Source organism: Nocardia sp. CA-151230 (assembly GCF_050942175.1).
GTDB lineage: Bacteria > Actinomycetota > Actinomycetes > Mycobacteriales > Mycobacteriaceae > Nocardia.
Genome location: NZ_CP192061.1, coordinates 1,834,635 through 1,852,960 on the forward strand (window position 1 = coordinate 1,834,635; position 18,326 = coordinate 1,852,960).

Consider the following 18,326-nt stretch of genomic DNA (forward strand, 5'->3'; position numbering starts at 1 on the left):
GCGGTCCGGTGATCGCCCGCGGCTCCGGGTGCGCCGCACCGCCCGTGGAGGTAGGTATGTATGTACCGCAACCTGATAGCACACAGCTGTGGCGGGCGAGCGGACGCGACACGAGTTTCGAGGAGAGGTTCGCGGAACGCCCACTACTGCCCGATTGGCATGAACTGCTGGCCGCCTTCTGCGGCCACATCGGTGATCAGCCCGAGGACCACGCGGTCACCCGCTGGGCCCGGGCGCTGGCCGAACTGCACCTGCACCGGCGGGAACAGTCCGGCGATGCGGGCGGGATCGACGAGCTGCGCGCTCAGCTGGTCTCGTTCATCGACGAGTGGGTGACGAGCCGGGCGCTGCCGAGGGGTGCAGCGCGGGCCGAATCCCTCGGGGCCGTGGTGGATGCCATGGCTGCCGCCCATGTGCGCGCCGTGCATCTGCTCCGAACGGCCGAGAAGGTATCGGACGAACAAGTACACGCCGCCTGGTTCCTGCTGGCGCAGATGGCGGACGGCTGGACCGATCGGGCCGCAGGGGTTGTCGGCCCGAGAATCCGCCGCTCCGCCTGATGCGTCGGCGCGGCAACGGCATCCAGGTGGCGGGAGGCCTGCGCCGGGCGTGTGATCCTGTGCCGCACACGCCCCGCGGGCGCCTCACCATCGGGCAGGCCGGCCCGATCACCACGCCGGATGGGCCTCGATCACGCAGTGGGGGGCGGCGGTCGCGGTCACTCCGGTGAGCACGAATCCGCTGCGGGAGAGCAGGTTTCCGAATTCGGTCTGGGTACGTTCCCGGCCGCCCCGGGTCTGGATCAGCATCTCCAGGTCGATGATCTTGCCCGGGTGGGGGCGGTGGTGTTGCGGCATGACCATTTCGATGATGAGCAGGCGCGCCTCGGATTCCATGGCGGCGCGGACGGTACGCAGGATGCGTTCGGCATCCTCGTCCGACCAGTCGTGCAGGATGTGTTTGAGCAGGTAGGCGTCGGCGCCCTTGGGGACCGAGTCGAAGAAGCTGCCCGGCTCGAAGGTCAGGCGGCCGCTCAGGCCCGGCCCCCGGAGCTCTTCCTCGAGGCCTTCCTGCACGCGGGGCAGGTCGAAGACGGTGCCGCGCATGGAGGGATGGCGTTGCAGGATGTCGACGAGCAGGCTGCCGCGCCCGCCGCCGACGTCCACGATCGAGCCGAAGCGGCCGAAGTCGAAGGCGGCCTGCAACGGTTCGTTGGACAGACTGCTGACGCTGGTCATGGCGCGGTCGAAGATCTCCGCGGCCTCGGGGTGCTTGTCGGCGAACTCGAAGAACTCCATGCCTTCCAGCTCGGGCCAGAGTGATCCGCCGGACCGGACCGAGCCGCTGAGGTGCGTCCAGTGCTTGCGATGCAGGTCGGCCCCGAAGAACAGGAGCAGATCCCGCAGCGTGACCGGCGCATCCGAGCGCAGCGCCTGCGAGATGCCGGTCAGCTCGTACGCGCCGTCGCGGCGCTGGGCGAACACGCCCGCACTGATCAGCAGGCGCATGAGCCGCCGCAGTGCGTCCTCGTTCGCGCCGACGGCCGCTGCGAGGTCGGCCGGCTGTCTGGGGCCCTCGGCGAGCGCGTCGGCGATGCCCAGTTCGGCCGCCGCGCAGGTGGCCTGACTGACATATCCGGCTGTGGTCAGTTCCAGGAGCGCGATGTGCCCGGGAACCATCCGCCGATGCAGGGCGTACATGCCGTCGCGGAGCCAGGTGATGGCGCGCAGGAACGGCAACGGTGGAGCTTTGGGTGGTGCGGACGCCATGATGAACTCCCCGGGATCGTTCGGCGACTGCGGGATTTGCCTGAGCCTACGCGCTGCGTCCCTGGTGGGCAGTGGTTTCCGCGACGGCAGGGCAACCAGCCCGGCGTGGCGCCGGTCAGGCGGCGGTGAAGGCGGCGGCGTTCTCGCGGGCCCACTGCGCGAAGGTGCGGCCCGGGACGCCCAGCAGGGTGCCGGTGGTGTCGGCCGGGGTCTCGGGCTGCTCGGTGGTGAGCGCCCAAATGGTCAGCAGGGCGTCCACGATGTACGGCGGCATGGTTTGCGACAGCTGTGCCTGCGCCTGCTCCGGGGTGATGGTGACGATCGGGACCTCACGGCCGATGGCCTCCGACAGCGCGGCGATCTGCGCGCGGAAGCTGATCGCCTCGGGGCCGGTGAGACTGACTGTGCGGCCGCGCAATTCGGGGCTGGTGAGGGCGGCGACGGCGATATCGGCGATATCGAGCGGGTGGATCATGGCCAGGGCGGCGTCCGGGTAGGCGTGCTCGATGGGCTGCCCTGCCGAGACGGCCGGGATCCAGCCGAAGGCATTGCTGTCGAATCCGCCCGGTCTCAGGATGGTGGTGGCGAGAGTCGAAGCGGCGAGCGCTTTTTCGACCGCCAGGTGGCTGGCGCCGATGGGATTGGACGCGGCGTCGGGGGAATCGACCGCGGAGGACGACAGCAGAACGACGTGCTCGACTCCGGCCTGCTCGGCGGCCCGCACGAAGGTGGTCGCGGTACCGGGATCGGCGTAGAGGAAGACCTGGCGCACGTTTTCCAGTGCGGCGGTGAGGCTTTCGGGATCGTCGCCGCGCAGTGCGACGGCCTCGATCCCGGCGGGGAGGTCCAGAGCGGACGGGTCCTTGCTGGCCGCGCGGACGGGCAGGCCCCGGGCGTGCAGGGTGGTGAGGACGGCGCGGCCGATCTGGCCGCGGGCGCCGGTGACGAGGATGGTCATGGCGTACTCCGATCGAGTGAGAATCCATGCAGATGGACAAATGCATGCTGTCATGCACACATTTGCCAGTCAACACATATGTTCCAGAATGCATGCAGATACGATGTGCCCATGGCCCAGGACGACCGCACCCCCGACGAGCTGCTCGATGCCATCGGACCGGCATTCGGCAAGCTCCGCCGCGGTGTCCTGCAGGAGGTCGAAAACCCCATCAGCACCAAGGATTCGACCCGGGCCCTGCTGCTGGGCATGGTGCTCGGCTGCCCTCAGGGCCCCGGCCAGGACCCCCTCGACCCCGGGCAGGAGATGACGGTCGGCGGCATCGCCGCGGGCATGTGCGTCGATCCGTCGGTGGCCAGCCGCATGGTCACCGACAGCATCAAGGCGGGCTATCTGCGGCGGGTCCCCTCCCAGCTGGACGGCCGCCGGGCAGTCCTCGAGCTGAGCGAACAGGGCCTCGAGTTCATGCGCACCTTCCGTCGTAGGCAACGCGCCGCCTACGAATACATCACCGCCGAATGGCCCGAACAGGACCGCCTCGAATTCGCGCGCCTCATGCTCCGCTACGTCGACGCCATCGACGACCTCAAGAACCGCCGCCCACCCGCCGACGCCTGAGGGCGGGCGATCAGGACGGGGTAGCCAGGGCGAAGGGGAGGACGGCGGCGGCGCCCGCGGCGCGGAGCGTGCGGGCGGCCATGGTGAAGGTCCAGCCGGTGTCGGTCAGGGTGTCGACCAGCAGGATGGGGCCGTCGACCGCACTGAGATCCGGTGTCTCCCAGGCATTGTGGAGGGCGGCTACCCGGTGGGCCGAGTTGGCGGCGGAGACCGGAGGCAGGTCGGGGCGGAGGTGGAGGACGCCGAGGTCCGATAGGCGGCCGACCTCCGCGAGGCGGGCGGCCAGTGAGCGGGTCAGGATCGGGTGGGCGCCGGAGTCCAGGGCCATGACGGCGGTGGGGCGCTGTGCCCAATTCCATTCGCGCAGCACGGTGGTGCAGGCGCGGAAGACCTCGTCGGGGATCGGGGCGTCGGGGCCGTCGAGCAGTGGGCGCAGGCGCTGACCCCAGCCGAGGTTGCTGAGGCGGCCCAGGACGCGGCCGGTCTCCGGGCCGTCGGTGATCTTGCCGGACAACGGGATTCCGAGTTTGGCCAGGCCGGTGGGCCACTGCTTGCGGGGCGCGAGGTCGATGCCGGGGCGGTCCAGGCGGGTGCGGATATCGGCCAGGTCGGCGGCGTCGACCGCGATGTCCGGGCGGGTGTCGGTGCAGTTGTCGCAGCGGCCGCAGCGGGCGTCCGCCGCGAGGCCGGGATCGTCGAGTTGCCTGCGCAGGAACGTCATCCGGCACTCGGCGGTGGACTCGTAGTCGATCATGGCCTGCTGCTCGGCCTCCCGCGCCACACTGAGCCGTTCATAGCGTTCGGTGTCGTAGACCCAGGGCTGACCGGTGCCCAGCCAGCCGCCGCGCACCCGATGCACCGCACCGTCCACATCCAGCACCTTGAGCACCATCTCCAGGCGGGAGCGGTTGAGCTCCACCAGCGGTTCCAGGGCGGCGGTGGACAGCGGCCGATCGGTGTCGAGGGCGGCGAGCACCGAGCGCACGATGTGCTCGCGCGGGAAGGCCACCGACGCGAAGTAACTCCAGATCTGGCGGTCCTCGTGGCCGGGCAGCAGCACCACCTCGGCCCGCTCGGTGCCACGGCCCGCACGGCCCACCTGCTGGTAGTAGGAGATGGGGGAGGAGGGCGCGCCGAGATGCACGACGAAGCCGAGATCCGGTTTGTCGAAACCCATACCGAGCGCGGACGTGGCGATGAGCGCCTTCACCTCGTTGTTCAGCAGCGCGGCCTCGAGGGCTTCCCGTTCGGTGGGGTCGGTTTGCCCGGTGTAGGCGGCGACTTGGTGTCCGTGCGAGTTGAGAACGTCGGCGAGGTCGTGGGCCGCGGCCACCGTGAGCGTGTAGACGATGCCGGAGCCCGGCAGTTCGTGCAGCCGCCGGCTGAGCCAGGCCGTGCGCTGCACCGCGTCGGGGATGCGCACCACCGACAGATGCAGGGACTCCCGGTCCAGGCTGCCGCGCAAAACCAATGTGTCCGTGCCGATCTGGGTCGCCACGTCGGTCACCACCCGGTCATTGGCGGTGGCCGTGGTCGCCAGTACCGGCACCTCGGACCCGAGATCGGCGATGAGCGTGCGGATCCGCCGGTAGTCCGGCCGGAAGTCGTGACCCCAGTCCGAGACACAGTGCGCCTCGTCGATCACCACCAGCCCCGCGTCCGCCGCCAGCTTGGGCAGCACCGAATCGCGGAAGTCCGGATTGTTCAAGCGCTCCGGACTCACCAGCAGCACATCGACATCCCCGGCCGCCACTCGCGCATGGATCTCGTCCCACTCGGTGACATTCCCCGAATTGATGGTCGCCGCAACGACTCCCGCGCGTTCGGCCGCCGCAACCTGGTTGCGCATCAGGGCCAGCAGCGGCGACACGATCACGGTCGGTCCCCGCCCCTGCGCTCGCAGCAGCTTCGCGGAGATGAAGTACACCGCCGACTTGCCCCACCCCGTGCGCTGCACCACCAGGGCCCGCCGCCGCTGCACCACGAGCGCCTCGATCGCGATCCACTGATCCTCGCGCATCCGCGCCTGCGGCCCGGCCAGCTCCCGCAGCAGCGACTCGGCGTCCTCCCGCAGGCCGCTCGCGCGAACCGGCTCCGATGCCGCCGCGTGGGGGTCGGTGGTTTCGGGCGACGGCCGGGACGTGCCGGTCGCCGCCGATGCCGAAGGGTCGGTACCGGGCGAGGTGGCAGGGTCGGTCGAGGTCACGCGCTCCATCGTGCCCCACCGCACCGACACCACCTGCCCGCCGCCCGGATTTTCGGCCGACTTCGCACCCCTTCGCGCGCCCGCCCGCGCGGGCGACCTGCGCTGTCGCCGGGGCGCACCCCGATCAGCGCCCGGCGGCCAGGTGGGCGTCGACCAGTGTGCCGACCAGGCGATCGAGGGAAGCCAGGGGAAGCTGGGCCGGTCCTGACGCAGCGTGATGAGGGCGGTGAGCAGGGCGTCGCGGAGTTCGGCGAAGCGCACCGTGTAGACGGCGGTCAGGAATTCGCGTTTGTCGGCGAAGTACAGGTACACGCTCTGCGGGGCCGACGCCGGCCGCCCATGGACGCGGTCGAGGCCGCCGATCTGGCCCGCGTCCTGCGTCCGCGGGTGGCCGTCCCGATCCACTACGCCTTCTCGAGCGGACCGATCGGCAACCCCTCATGACCAAGGGTGATCGGAACGGGCCGAGCATTTCCGAGCCGCCGCAGCGGATCTCGCCCCGCAGACAACAGTGCAAATACTCCGAACCGGACAAATCTCTGCCCTGTAAAACACCGGCGGAGACCGCCTTGGTTGCGGTGGGGTCAAGATCGCGCGGAATCCCGTGCGCGGACGGACAATAGGGGTCCGGGCACGAAGGGCGTCCGGGGTGCGCAGGGAGACGCAGATGCCGGAGAAGTTTCCGTCGCCCGCGGGGTGGACTCCGCCGGGTACAGAGTTTCGCAGTAGTGGAGGTGTTTCGCGGACGGTGACCGGCACGCTGGCGGGGTTGATCCTGACCCCCGTCGGCATCGTCCTCGCCGCCCGCGGCGCGGCCGGGACCAGGCAGTGGACGATCCTCGGGGACTTCGCCGACCGCGTCGGCTCCACCGTCGAGATTCTCGTTGCCGCAGTGGTTTTCCTGCTGGTGGCGGCCCTGGCCGCCTATTCGCCGGCGGGCACCATCATCGCCGGGCTGGTGTGGGGGGTGCTGCCCGGGATCATCCATTTCATCTTCCCGGACGACACCTTCCGCCTGATCGGCGATCTGCCGGTGTCCGACGACATGCACATCGCGCTGTTCCAGTGGCTGCAAACGGGATTCCCGCTCATCGTGGGCATCCTGCTGGTGGGTGCGGGTGCAGCGGCGACCTTCCGCCGCCGCTGACCCCGGTCAACCCTTCACGCACAGCACCTGCCGCAGCGTGGCGACAATGTCGACCAGGTCGGACTGGGCCGCGATGACCTGGTCGATGTCCTTGTAGGCCGCGGGGATCTCGTCGATCACCCCGGCGTCCTTGCGGGACTCCACGCCCTCGGTCTGCGCGACCAGGTCGGCCACGGTGAACTGGCGCTTGGCCGCATTGCGGCTCATCCGCCGGCCCGCGCCGTGTGACGCCGACTGGAACGAGGCCGGATTCCCCTTGCCTCGCACCACATACGAGCGTGTGCCCATCGATCCCGGAATCAGCGCCAGGTCGCCCGCGCCCGCGCGCACCGCGCCCTTGCGGGTGACCAGCATGGGGATCCCGTCGATGACCTCCTCCGCCACATAGTTGTGGTGACAGGAGATGGGATCGTCGAATCGCACGTCCAGACCGTGGAATTCGTCGCGCACGGCCTTGCAGACGAGGGCGAGCATGACGGCGCGGTTGCGCGCCGCGTACTCCTGTGCCCAGGTCAGGTCATGGCGGTAGGCATCCATTTCCGGTGTCCCGGACAGGAATACCGCCAGATCGCGATCCGGCAGATCCGCATTGTGCGGCAGGGCGCGGGCCACGGTCATGTGCCGCTCGGCGAGTTCCTTGCCGATATTGCGGCTTCCGGAGTGCAGCAGGATCCACACGCGCTGCTCGGTGTCGATGCACAGCTCCTGGAAGTGGTTGCCGCCGCCCAGGGTTCCCATCTGCTTGTGTGCCTTGGACTCGCGTGCCTGCACCGCCGGATCCAGCGAATCGAACGCCTTCCAGAAGCGCTCCCACCCCGCGCGCAGGGTGGTGCCGGCCGCGCGCTGACCGAATACCTCTGCGTTCAACCGGTTCACGTTCACCGGGTCGTGGTGGGCGGCGAACCCCACCGGCAACACCGACTCGATCCGTGAGCGTAGCGAGTGCAGGTTGTCGGGCAGGTCGGCCGCGGTCAGCGAGGTCAGCACGGCCTCCATCCCGCAACCGATGTCCACCCCGACCGCCGCGGGCGCGACCGCGTCCTTCATGGCGATGACCGAGCCGACCGTCGCACCCTTGCCCAGGTGCACGTCCGGCATCACCCGTACCCCGTACACCCATTCCAGTTGCGCGATATTCCGCAGCTGCTGCAGCGCGGCCGGCTCGACCTCGTGCTCGTGGGCCCACATGAGCGTCTGCGCCCGAGTACCGCGCAGCTCGACGGGAAACATGGGACTTTCCTTCCTCTCGACTGCCGTCCACGGTAGGTCCACCGCCCGTCCCGGTGCACCGTATTTATCCGGCGGTCAGGGTTCGACGAAATCCGCCGCCAGGCCGCACAGCTTCCAGGCGCCGTTGCGTCGGACCATGGTGCCGGTGTAGTCGATGTCCTTGAAGTAGCTGTGGTATTTCTCGGGGACGTTTGTGAAGGTTTCGTGGAATGCGAAGGTGGCGGAGTTCGGGTCGTTTTGGGTGACTCCGGTGACGGTGTTCGTGTAGCCGGCGTTCTTCACTTCCGCACCGAATGATTTGTCGAATTGCGGGGTGTATTGAAAGACGATCTGGTCGATGGTGTCGGCGGTTTCGGGGCAGACGAGGGAGCGGAAGCCCTCCCAGTCGCGGGCATTGGAGGTGGCGGCGACGGCCGTGGCGGCATTCACCAATTCCGGGTCGAGGGTGGTCGGATCGCCGGGAGTGACCGTTTTGTCCGGCGCATTGAACACCACCGGCGCGGGCAGTGGTGTGTATCCACTTGCGGTGAGATCGGCGTCCATGGCGCGCCGCCAGCTGCCGTCGTCGATCATCATGCGGATGACCGTGGTGATGCGGCTCTGCAATTCGAGATCGCCCTTGCGCACGCCGACCCCGTAGCGCTCGCGGGTGAAGCGGTGCCCGACCACGCGCAACACGCCCGGGTGTTCATGGGCGTATCCGGCCAGAATGACGTCGTCGGTGGTGACGGCGTCGATGGTGCCCGCGATCAGGTCGGCGACGCACTCCGCGTAGGTGTCGCGGATGGCGAGCTTCACGTTCTGGGCGAAGCTGCGCCGGATCTTGTCCGCGGAGGTCGAGCCGTCGGCGGTGCAGACGGTGCGTCCGTTCAGGTCCTCGGGCTGGTCGATGGCGCGTTCGCTCTGCCGCACCAGCAGGTCCTGCCCGGCCAGCAGGTAGGGCCCGGCGAAGGAGACCAGCTGCTGGCGGGCGGCGGTGATGGAGTAGGAGGCGACGATGAAATCGACTGCGCCCGAGTTCAACAGGTCCTCGCGCTGATCGGTGCGGGCCTCGCGCCAGGTGATGTGGTCGGGGGTGACGCCGAGCTTGTCGGCGATGTAGACGGCGGTGTCGACATCGAACCCGTAGGGTTCGCCGTCGGGTCCCTTGACCGACAGCCCGGGTTGATCGAATTTGATGCCGATTGTCAGCGTCCGCGGTGGTGCCGACAGCGGCGCGTCGTCGGGTTTCGGGGTGTTGCCGCAGGCTGCGAGTGTCAGTCCAGTCATAACCGCGACGGCGCGGATCGCACGCTTCATCGAATCCGATCTCCTGTCGTCAACTCGTGCGGATGAAAGTCGAAGAACAGCCCCGGGCCGAGGTGCTGAAGACGCAACCGGTCAGCACATGGTGCATCAAAGCATCCGAGTTGAGAAAACGTGCGGACATCGCCGAACTGGACGCGCGATTCGCCCGCGCTCCAGTTGATTCCGCAATATTTCAGCGATTATTGCCCCGGGTTTGCGAGCGGCCGGACAGGCTGGTCTCCGTTTGTTCCGGCCGGTCAGCGCGAGGTGCGCAATCCGTCGGCGATCACGGCGAAGGTGCGCTCGCGCAGTCCCGGGGTCGCGCCCGTGTCGTGTGCGGCGAGGAAGATGCCCTTGATGATGGTGAGCAGGTCGCCGACGCTGATGTCGGGCCGTACCGCTCCCGCCTGCTGGGCGCGCGAGAGCAGGGTCCCCAGTGCTGCTTCGAGGTCGCGCGAGACCGTCCGCGGGTATTCACCGCCGTTGGCGCGCAACGCGTCCGCGAGGTCACGCTTGAGGCCGCCCTGCAGGATCAGCTTCTCCAGGAATTCGAAGAACGCCGTCCCCGGATCGTCGGCGGTGGTCAGGTCGCGGGCGTGCGCGGTGATCTTCTCGACCTGATCCAGGATGGCGGCCTCGAAAAGCGCCTCCTTGGTGGGGAAGTGGCGGTACACCGTGCCCGCACCGACGCCGGCTCGCCGGGCGATCTCGTCGAGTGGCACTGAAAGTCCTTCGGCGGCAAAGGCTTCCTGGGCGGCGGCCAGCACCCGCTCGCGATTGCGGCGCGCGTCGGCGCGCAGGGGTCGATCCGTCACTCCGACAGCCTACCCACCCGTTGACAAACGGGGCGTGCGCCCCGAATATTAACCGGGTCCAACGTTCCGTTTTTGGAGGCAGTCATGTCCACTTCCGTCGAAACCCCTCGTGACCTGGTTGAGCAACTGTTCCAGAGCCTGCCCTCACGTGATGCCGACGGCTTCATCGCGCGGTTCGATCCGGAGGCCGTGTTCGAGATTCCGTTCCTGATTCCCGGCGAGCCCACCCGGATCGAGGGGCGGGAGGCGATCCGGGAGTACCTGGCCTCCCGCTGGTCGGGCATGCCCGGCCTGGAGCTGCACGGCATTCGTCCGGTCATTCACGAGACCGCCGATCCGGAGCTCTACATCACCGAGGTCGACATCGACATCACCCGCCCCGGTCAGCCGCGGGCCTGGGTTCGAAGCTCCGTCAATGTGATTCGGGTGCGCAACGGCCTGGTCACGCTGTTCCGTGACTACATGGACACCGGCCGGATCCTCACCATGCGACAGGCGATGCAGGCGGAGGTGTGACGCTGATTACCCACTCGGTCGTCGACGAACAGTTAGTGCATTAACTATTATTGCCCTAACCAAGACGATCGAGGAGGGCTGACCGGTGGAGTTGGAGGTCGAGGACCCGCTGCGGCTGGACCGGCAGGTGTGCTTCGCGCTGGCGGTGGCCAATCGGGCGGTGTTGGCGGTATATCGGCCGCTGCTCGAGCCCATGGGTCTGACTCATCCGCAGTATCTGGTGATGCTGGCGCTGTGGGGTGAGGCGCCGATGTCGGTCAAGGACATCGGCGAGGCCATCCAGCTCGATTCGCCCACGCTCTCGCCGCTGCTCAAGCGGCTGGAGACCGCGGGGCTCATCACCCGCCGGCGCGATGCGCACGACGAACGCAACCTCGTCGTGGATCTCACCGAGGCCGGACGGGAACTGCGCGACGAGGCGGAGAAGATCCCGCCGGCGGTGGTGGCGAGGCTGGGGGTGAGTCTCGCGGATCTCGAGGAGTTGCGCGATGTCCTCAATCGGGTCAACGCGGCGGCGCGGAGGTCGGTCGCGTCGGATGGCGAGCAGGCCGGATCAACGAAGGGAAACCGGAAATGAAGCGCCCCAACCCTGTTCAGTGGCTCGGCTATTCGTGGGGGCGGGTGCTGCCCGAGGATCTGCACGAGTGGGTGCGCAACGACCTCACCGGACCGTGGGCGGTGCCGCGGCACATCGTGCGGCAATTGGTGCCGCTGATCCCGGTGTTCGCGCTGGCGTTCCTGCTGCCGGGTGAGCTGTGGCTGAAGCTGGCGGTGATCCTGCTGGGCCTGCTGCTGGCGCTGTTCTACATCGTGGCCTACATGCCGATGAACCGGGCGCACCGCCTGGTGAAGCATGGCTTCCCCGAGGACCTGGAGAATCCGGCGCGGGCGGCCCGCCGGGCCGCCGAACGCGCGGCCTACGAGGCCCAGTACCCGCACTGAGCCTCGAAAACCGTTGTTACTGCCCGCTTTCGGTGCAGGTACCGGCAACGACGTGGGCGGCGCGGGGCTGCGCGCTGCCCACGTCGGGGAACGGGGGAGCGCTCTGGCCGAGCCCGTTCACGGCGTTCTGTTCGGCCTCGTCGAGGCTCGCGCCCTGGGCCCAGCCCCAGGTGCCGTCCGCGCCCTGGGCGACCACGCCGCAGCCGCCGGTGAAGCGGAGCACGATCTCGCAGTCGTAGTTGGCGCAGTCGCGGATGGCGGCGGCGTCGGCGGTCACCTTGCTGGTGCCGATGTCGGCGACCGCGGTGTTCTTCAACCGGGACAGGGCCAGCGTGCCGAAGGACTGGGGTGCGGCCCCGGCGGATCCCGCCAGGGCCGCGGTGAGGGTGATGGCCGCGGTGAGAGCGGCTGCCCCCGTGGCGAATCGGGCATGATTCGTCGCCGAGGGGATGAGGCGTGCGACCGGCAAGAGAATTCCTGACGTTTCAGATATGTGAACGCAGGTGATGCTAACCGGTCGGCCCGTGAACCCACGGGGAATTTCAGACGACGGGTGTGCGGGCCAGCGCCCGGCGCAGCGCGGTGAACGCGGTCGCATTGGCGCGCTGGGTTTCCCGCAGATGGAAGGCCATCGACATGAACCCGTGCACGGTGCCGTTCCAGCGGTGGATCTCGGTCTCGACGCCCGCCTCGCGCAGCCGCTGCCCGTATGCCTCGCCCTCGTCGCGCAGCGGATCGAATTCGGCGGTGGCGATGTGGGCGGGCGGGAGTCCGGTCAGGTCCGCGATGGTGGGATTGGCGTAGGGGTCGGACTTCTGGGCGTCCGAGGACAGATACTGCTCCCAGTACCACCGAATGTGGGCCGCGGTGGTGAAGTAGCCCTCGGCGTTCTCGGTGTGCGACGGTCGGTCGCAGTTCGGGTCCAGCAGCGGGTACATGAGCAGCTGGAAGGCGATGTCGGGCCCGCCTTTGTCGCGCGCGGTGATGGCGGCGACGGTGGCCAGATTGCCGCCCGCGCTGTCCCCGGCCACCGCGATGCGATCGGGATCCCCGCCCAGTGATTCGGCGTGGTCGGCGACCCAGCGCAGGACGGCGTAGGCGTCGTCGGCCGCGGCCGGGAAGCGGGCCTCCGGGGCGCGGCGGTAGTCGACCGAGACAACGATGACCCCGGCCTCATTGGCCATGGTGCGGCAGAACCGATCGTGGGAGTCCAGGCTGCACAGCACGAATCCGCCGCCGTGGTAGAAGACCGCCACGGCCGGAACGGGTTCGGCGTCCAGCGGCCGGTACAGGCGCACGGGTACCTCCGGCGCGTTCTCGGGCCCCGGCACCAGCCATTCCTCCACTCCCGCAACGGGAATCGGCTCGACGGCGGCGGCGGGGCGGGCGGCAAGGAAGGCCCGCGCTTCGGCGGCGTCGAGCACCTCGGTGCCCAGCGCCGGGAACGCCGCGGTGGCGACGTCGACGAAGGTCTGCCATTCGGGGGACAGGGTCATTGCGGGCCTTCCTGAATCGCGCTGTCTTACTGCATGTTCCGCGGGATGAACTTGCCCGCGGCGAGACCGCCGTCGACGGTCACCTCGGCGCCGGTGATGTAGGCGGAAGCATCGGAGGCGAGGAAGGCGACCAGTTCGGCGACCTCCTCGGGCAGGCCGGTGCGCTCCAGCGGCAGGGTCGGGAAGCTGCCGGGGCCGGTGGTCAGGTACGGCACCATCGGGGTGGCGATCGGGCCGGGATGCACGGAGTTGACCCGGATCTGGGCCGGGCCCAGCTCCAGGGCGGCGATCTTGGACAGGCCGCGCAGACCCCACTTGGAGGAGCCGTAGGCGCTGTGGTTCATCAGGCCCTCGAGCCCGGCCTGCGAGGAGATGTTCACGATGGAGCCGCCGCCGGCCGCGGTCATGGCGGGCAGCACGGCCTTGATGCCGTGGAAGGCTCCGATCAGGTTGACCTTCAGGATGCGTTCCAGCTCTTCGGCGCTGGTCTCGATGAGCGGCTTCATGATGTAGATGGCCGCATTGTTCACCAGCACGTCCAGCTTGCCGAAGGTGTCCACGGCGACCTTGACCGCGGCGTCCCAGCTCTCGGCGTCGGTGACGTCGTGGCGCACGAAACGTGCGGCGTCGCCGAGGGATTCGGCGAGCTCCTTGCCCTCGGTCTCGAGCACGTCGGTGATGACCACCTTGGCGCCGCGTTCCACGAACAGTCGCGCCTCGGCCGCACCCTGGCCGCGGGCGGCGCCGGTGATCAGGGCGACTTTGCCTGTCAGATCAGCCATTTCGACTTCTTTCTGTGTCATCTACTTGGTCGGTCGTCTATTGGTCACGGAAGTGGGGGATGACCTTCTCGCCCCACTGGCGAATGGTTTCCAGGCACGCGTCCTGGGGCACGGTGCCCATCTGGATCAGGCACAGGATCTCGTCGGCCCCGGCCGCCTGCAGCCGCTCGACATAGGCGATGGCGTCGTCGGCGGTGCCGTAGGCGTGCTCGGTATTGAAGATGGCGGTGGATCCGGTCTTGACCGGGATCTTGGCCTCGTGCAGGTAGGCGACGTGTTCGTCGGCGACCTGCTTCATCTTGGCGATCTCGTCGACGGCCGGGTCCACGGCCTCGTCGGGGACCGGGCCGGCGCCGTAGTAGTACTTGATGGACTGGGCGAAGAAGCGCTGGCCGCGCGCGCCGATCTGCTGCGCCTTCTCCCGATCGTCGAGGACGATGGTCGGGCACAGCGCCGCGAAATGATCGTTGACCACGGTGGAGACGAAGCGTTCGCCGGTGCGGGCCGCGATGGCCTCGTCGTAGATGCCGCGCAGTTCGGCGATCTCCTCGATGCCCGCGAAACCCAGGACCAGCGCGCCGATTCCGTACTCGGCGGCCAGCTTCAGGGTGTCCTTCTTGGTGCAGGCCATGAACAGCGGCGGATGCGGGCGCTGCACCGGGCGCGGCAGCAGATGGTGGGGGTCGATGTCGAGAAGCTCACCGTGGTACTCGAATTCGCTCTCGGGGTCCTGCCAGGCGGCCGCGATCATGCGCAGCGATTCCTCGACCTCCTGATAGGTGCGGTCGGGATCGACTCCGCACATGGAGGTTTCGACGGCGGTCGCGCCGCGGCCCGCGCCCAGCTCGAGGCGGCCGCCGGAGAGCACGTCGAGCATGGCGGCGCGTTCGGCCGTGCGCACCGGATGATTGAAGCCGAACGGCATGCAGACGACGCCGTGCCCGATGCGTACTCGCGAGGTCTGCGCGGCCACCCAGGTCAGGAAGATCTCCGGCGCGCTCATGTGGGCGTACCACTTGAGCCCGTGATGCTCGACCGCCCACACCGCGTCGAAGCCGACGCGGTCGGCCAGCACGGCCTGTTCGACGCAGTCGCGCAGCACCTGGGCCTCGTGCGCGGCGGTGGGATCGGTCATCTGCGCCTCGAAGATCATCGAGAACTTCATCCGGAGCTCCTTGCCGCGACGCTTTCCCACCCGTCCGGGCGCTTATGCCTAACCGGAATACAACTGCACCCATAGCCTCAGGTCATGGGTCTGTCTCAGTGGCCGGGACCACATCGTGCCGGGTTTCCGTATCGGGACTTAGCGTCGGTTGACGAGCAGAGGAAGGGATGGAATCGGTGGGACAGCTGGACGGCAAGGTGGCGCTGGTGACGGGTGGCGCCCGGGGCATGGGAGCGGAGCACGTGCGCCGCTTCGTGGCCGAGGGCGCCAAGGTCGTGTTCGGTGATGTGCTGGACGACGAGGGCAAGGCGCTGGCCGCCGAGCTGGGCGACGCCGTCCACTACGTGCACCACGACATCACCAGCGAAAGCGACTGGCAGGCAGCGGTTTCCGCGGCCACCACCACGTTCGGCAAGCTGGATGTGCTCATCAACAATGCCGGCATCCTGCGGTTCAAGCGCATCGTGGACATGAGCCTGGACGAGTTCAACCTGATCATGAACATCAACGTCACCGGCGCTTTCCTCGGCATCAAGACGGCCGCGCCCGCGCTCACCAGCGCCGGCGGCGGGTCCATCGTGAACGTCTCCTCGGTCGAGGGCTTCGTCGGTGCGGCCGGTCTCTCCGCCTACAGCGCGAGCAAATTCGCGCTGCGCGGTCTCACCAAGTCCGCCGCCCGGGAACTGGGGCACTCGGGTATCCGGGTGAACTCGATTCATCCCGGCGGCATCGCCACCCCCATGACCGCGTCCGTGGCGGGCGCGTCCGGGGTGGACGGCAACACCTTCTTCTCCGAATTGCCCATTCCGCGCTGGGGTCAGCCGGTCGAGGTCTCCGAGGTGGCGTTGTTCCTGGCCTCGGACGCCTCGAGCTATTGCACCGGAGGCGAATTCGTCGTCGACGGCGGCATGCTGACCAGCTGCGGCTACTAAGGAACGAGATTCATGGAATTCGAATTCGACGTCGTCGTGGTGGGTTCGGGCGCGGCGGGCATGACCGCCGCGCTGACCGCCGCCTACCGGGGCCTGTCGGTCACCCTGATCGAGAAGAGCAGCCTGTTCGGCGGGTCCACCGCGCGTTCGGGCGGCGGCATCTGGGTGCCGAACAACCCGGTGCTGCAGGCCGAGGGTGTGCCGGACAGCCCGGAGATGGCCCGCACCTACCTGAAAGCCGTTGTCGGCGACCGGGTTCCGGAAGCCAAGCAGCGCGCCTTCCTGGAGCAGGGCCCGGAGATGTTCCGCTACATCGGGGCTCGCTCCAAGCACTGGGCGTTCGCCTATGACCGCGGCTACTCCGACTACCACCCGGAGTTCCCGGGCGGTCTGGCGCAGGGCCGCAGCATCGAGCCCAAGCCGATCGACGGCCGCCTGCTCGGCGCGGATCTGGACAAGATCAACCGCCCGACCATGTCCGCGCCCAAGGGCATCGCCATCACGGTCAAGGACTTCCACGACCTGAACATGATCGCCCGCACCTGGGCCGGCAAGAAGACCGCCATGAAGGTCGGTGCGCAGACCGCGCTCAACATGATCAGGGGCGCCAAGCCGCTCAGCCTGGGCAAGGCGCTGGCCGCCCGGCTGTGGCTGTCGCTGCGGGACGCGGGCGTGCCAGTGTGGCTGAACACGCCGCTCACCGACCTGGTCATCGAGGGCGGCACGGTGGTCGGCGTCCGCGCCGAGCACGAGGGCCGGCAGGTCACCATCAAGGCCCGGCGGGGCGTGGTGCTGGCCGCGGGCGGCTTCGAGCACAACCTGGAGATGCGCAAGCAGTACATCGACGGGCCGCAGAACACCGGCTGGACCGTGGGCGCGACCGAGAATGTCGGCGAGGGCATCGTCGCGGGCCAGAAGGCCGGCGCCGCAGTCGATCTCATGGACGACGCCTGGTGGGGTCCGTCCGTGCGCAACCCCGACGGCCCGCCGTTCTTCATGCTCGCCGAGCGCTCGCAGCCGGGCGCGATCGTGGTCAATGCCAAGGGCGACCGCTTCGTCAACGAGTCCGCGCCGTACGTGAACGTCGTGCACACCATGTACGAGGAGGAGGAGAAGGTGCCGGGGAGCATTCCCGCGCACTTCATCTTCGACCAGAACTTCCGCGACCGGTACCTGTTCCTGGGCAACTTCCCCAAGCGGCCGCTGCCCCAGAAGTACTTCGACGCCGGCATCATCAAGCAGGCCGACACCCTGGCCGAGCTGGCCGACAAGCTGGGTATTCCGGCGAACAAGCTGGCCGCGACCGTGGAGCGCTTCAACGTCTTCGCGCGCAATGGACGCGATGAGGACTTCCAGCGTGGGGACTCGGCCTATGACCGCTACTACGGCGACCCGACCGTCAAGCCCAACCCGACCCTGGCCCCGCTCGAGCGCGGCCCGTTCTACGCGGTCGAGATGGTGCCGGGTGACTTGGGCACCAAGGGCGGCCTGGTCACCGACGAGCACGCCCGCGTGCTGAACGACCAGGGCGAGGTCATCCCGGGTCTGTACGCGGCGGGCAACAACTCCGCCGCTGTCATGGGCAACGACTACGCCGGCGCGGGCGCCACCATCGGACCCGCCATGGTGTTCGGCTACATCGCGGCGAACCATCTGGCCGACGCGGAATCCGCAGCAGCGCAGGAGAACTGACATGGGACGGGTTGATTCGAAGGTCGTCATCGTCACCGGCGGCGCGCGCGGCATGGGGGCGGCCTTCGCCCGCAAGCTCGCGGCCGAGGGCGCGAAGGTGGTGATCACCGACGTGCTCACCGACGCCGGGCAGGCCGTCGCGGCCGAAATCGGTGACGCCGCACGGTTTCTCCCGCTCGACGTCACCGACGAGGCGGCCTGGAACGACGTGGTCGCGCAGACCGAGGCGGCCTTCGGGCCGATCTCGGGCCTGGTCAACAATGCCGGCATCGTGCACGTCGACCCGATCGAGAAGCTCTCGGAGGCCGACTACCGCAAGGTGATCGACGTCAACCAGGTCGGCGTGTTCCTGGGCATGAAGGCCGTCATCGGCTCCATGCGCCGGGCCGGGGTCGGTTCCATCGTGAACATCTCCTCGACCGGCGGCCTGATCGGCTACTCGAACATCCTCGGCTACGTGGCTTCGAAGTGGGCCGTGCGCGGCATGAGTAAAACGGCCGCACAGGAATTCGCGGCCGACAATGTCCGCGTCAACTCCGTGCACCCTGGCATCGTCGCCACCGAGATGGTCGCGGCCTCCGAGCGGTCGGCGAACATCGCGGCCAATCAGCCCATCGCCCGCCCGGCCACCCCGGAGGAACTCGCCAATATGGTGCTGTTCCTCATCTCCGACGACTCCTCCTACAGCACCGGCGCGGAATTCATCGCCGACGGCGGCTTCACCACCCAGTAAGGCTCCGGCCACCCAGACTCGTCGGGGTTCTCAGGGGA

At 68.5% G+C, this 18,326-nt stretch carries 19 protein-coding genes; 9 read left to right on the forward strand and 10 right to left on the reverse strand.

Annotation, left to right across the window (positions count from 1 at the left end; genetic code table 11):
• Positions 1-56: 56 nt before the first annotated feature.
• Positions 57-560: a DUF4254 domain-containing protein gene (locus ACQP1O_RS08130; protein ID WP_433565229.1), complete on the forward strand. Its 504-nt coding sequence runs from the start codon at positions 57-59 to the stop codon at positions 558-560.
• A gap of 108 nt (positions 561-668) precedes the next feature.
• On the opposite strand, the gene ACQP1O_RS08135 is transcribed toward ACQP1O_RS08130, so the two are convergent.
• Positions 669-1,769 carry a methyltransferase gene (locus ACQP1O_RS08135; RefSeq protein WP_433565230.1) on the reverse strand — a complete coding sequence of 367 codons (1,101 nt, stop codon included), beginning with the start codon at positions 1,767-1,769 and terminating at the stop codon, positions 669-671.
• A gap of 115 nt (positions 1,770-1,884) precedes the next feature.
• Positions 1,885-2,727, reverse strand: a complete 843-nt coding sequence (locus ACQP1O_RS08140) for an NAD(P)H-binding protein (RefSeq protein ID WP_433565231.1) — start codon at positions 2,725-2,727, stop codon at positions 1,885-1,887.
• Between the two features lie 111 nt (positions 2,728-2,838).
• On the opposite strand from ACQP1O_RS08140, the gene ACQP1O_RS08145 reads away from it, so the two are divergent.
• Positions 2,839-3,345, forward strand: coding sequence for a MarR family winged helix-turn-helix transcriptional regulator (locus tag ACQP1O_RS08145; protein WP_433565232.1), 507 nt, complete (start codon positions 2,839-2,841; stop codon positions 3,343-3,345).
• A gap of 10 nt (positions 3,346-3,355) precedes the next feature.
• Here ACQP1O_RS08145 and ACQP1O_RS08150 read toward each other — a convergent pair whose 3' ends face one another.
• Positions 3,356-5,956: a RecQ family ATP-dependent DNA helicase gene (locus ACQP1O_RS08150; protein WP_433565233.1), complete on the reverse strand. Its 2,601-nt coding sequence runs from the start codon at positions 5,954-5,956 to the stop codon at positions 3,356-3,358.
• Positions 5,957-6,299: 343 nt separating this feature from the next.
• Here ACQP1O_RS08150 and ACQP1O_RS08155 point away from each other — a divergent pair, with 343 nt between their 5' ends.
• Positions 6,300-6,698 carry a hypothetical protein gene (locus tag ACQP1O_RS08155; RefSeq protein ID WP_433565234.1) on the forward strand — a complete coding sequence of 133 codons (399 nt, stop codon included), beginning with the start codon at positions 6,300-6,302 and terminating at the stop codon, positions 6,696-6,698.
• 6 nt (positions 6,699-6,704) lie between these two features.
• On the opposite strand, the gene ACQP1O_RS08160 is transcribed toward ACQP1O_RS08155, so the two are convergent.
• From ACQP1O_RS08160 to ACQP1O_RS08170, 3 genes are all read right to left on the reverse strand, one after another.
• Positions 6,705-7,928 (reverse strand): RtcB family protein, encoded by a 1,224-nt coding sequence (locus ACQP1O_RS08160; RefSeq protein WP_433565235.1) that lies wholly within the window; start codon positions 7,926-7,928, stop codon positions 6,705-6,707.
• Between the two features lie 75 nt (positions 7,929-8,003).
• Positions 8,004-9,197, reverse strand: coding sequence for a glutamate ABC transporter substrate-binding protein (locus ACQP1O_RS08165; protein ID WP_433565236.1), 1,194 nt, complete (start codon positions 9,195-9,197; stop codon positions 8,004-8,006).
• A gap of 275 nt (positions 9,198-9,472) precedes the next feature.
• On the reverse strand, positions 9,473-10,030 hold the full coding sequence (locus tag ACQP1O_RS08170) for a TetR/AcrR family transcriptional regulator (protein WP_433565237.1): 558 nt from the start codon (positions 10,028-10,030) through the stop codon (positions 9,473-9,475).
• A gap of 84 nt (positions 10,031-10,114) precedes the next feature.
• Here ACQP1O_RS08170 and ACQP1O_RS08175 point away from each other — a divergent pair, with 84 nt between their 5' ends.
• From ACQP1O_RS08175 to ACQP1O_RS08185, 3 genes are all read left to right on the forward strand, one after another.
• Positions 10,115-10,546, forward strand: coding sequence for a nuclear transport factor 2 family protein (locus tag ACQP1O_RS08175; protein ID WP_433565238.1), 432 nt, complete (start codon positions 10,115-10,117; stop codon positions 10,544-10,546).
• A 91-nt stretch (positions 10,547-10,637) separates the two neighbouring features.
• Positions 10,638-11,123, forward strand: a complete 486-nt coding sequence (locus ACQP1O_RS08180; protein WP_433567618.1) for a MarR family winged helix-turn-helix transcriptional regulator — start codon at positions 10,638-10,640, stop codon at positions 11,121-11,123.
• A complete protein-coding gene (locus ACQP1O_RS08185; protein WP_433565239.1) occupies positions 11,120-11,488 on the forward strand; it encodes a DUF5313 family protein in 369 nt (122 codons plus the stop codon). Before ACQP1O_RS08180 ends, ACQP1O_RS08185 begins: the two co-directional genes overlap by 4 nt.
• A 16-nt stretch (positions 11,489-11,504) precedes the next feature.
• Here the strand turns inward: ACQP1O_RS08185 and ACQP1O_RS08190 are convergent, their stop codons facing one another.
• The 4 genes from ACQP1O_RS08190 to ACQP1O_RS08205 form a co-directional block, all read right to left on the reverse strand.
• Entirely contained in the window at positions 11,505-11,957 is a 453-nt protein-coding gene (locus ACQP1O_RS08190) for a DUF4189 domain-containing protein (protein ID WP_433565240.1), read from the reverse strand.
• Positions 11,958-12,030: 73 nt separating this feature from the next.
• Entirely contained in the window at positions 12,031-12,984 is a 954-nt protein-coding gene (locus ACQP1O_RS08195; RefSeq protein ID WP_433565241.1) for an alpha/beta hydrolase, read from the reverse strand.
• 26 nt (positions 12,985-13,010) lie between these two features.
• Positions 13,011-13,766, reverse strand: a complete 756-nt coding sequence (locus ACQP1O_RS08200; RefSeq protein ID WP_433565242.1) for an SDR family NAD(P)-dependent oxidoreductase — start codon at positions 13,764-13,766, stop codon at positions 13,011-13,013.
• Positions 13,767-13,803: 37 nt separating this feature from the next.
• On the reverse strand, positions 13,804-14,931 hold the full coding sequence (locus ACQP1O_RS08205; protein WP_433565243.1) for an LLM class flavin-dependent oxidoreductase: 1,128 nt from the start codon (positions 14,929-14,931) through the stop codon (positions 13,804-13,806).
• Positions 14,932-15,098: 167 nt separating this feature from the next.
• Here ACQP1O_RS08205 and ACQP1O_RS08210 point away from each other — a divergent pair, with 167 nt between their 5' ends.
• Genes ACQP1O_RS08210 through ACQP1O_RS08220 form a run of 3 tightly spaced genes read left to right on the forward strand, consistent with a single transcriptional unit; the run spans position 15,099 to position 18,288 of the window.
• On the forward strand, positions 15,099-15,863 hold the full coding sequence (locus ACQP1O_RS08210) for a glucose 1-dehydrogenase (RefSeq protein ID WP_433565244.1): 765 nt from the start codon (positions 15,099-15,101) through the stop codon (positions 15,861-15,863).
• A 12-nt stretch (positions 15,864-15,875) separates the two neighbouring features.
• Positions 15,876-17,555, forward strand: coding sequence for a 3-oxosteroid 1-dehydrogenase (gene kstD, locus ACQP1O_RS08215; protein WP_433565245.1), 1,680 nt, complete (start codon positions 15,876-15,878; stop codon positions 17,553-17,555).
• 1 nt (position 17,556) lies between these two features.
• Positions 17,557-18,288: a glucose 1-dehydrogenase gene (locus ACQP1O_RS08220; RefSeq protein ID WP_433565246.1), complete on the forward strand. Its 732-nt coding sequence runs from the start codon at positions 17,557-17,559 to the stop codon at positions 18,286-18,288.
• Positions 18,289-18,326 lie beyond the last annotated feature (38 nt).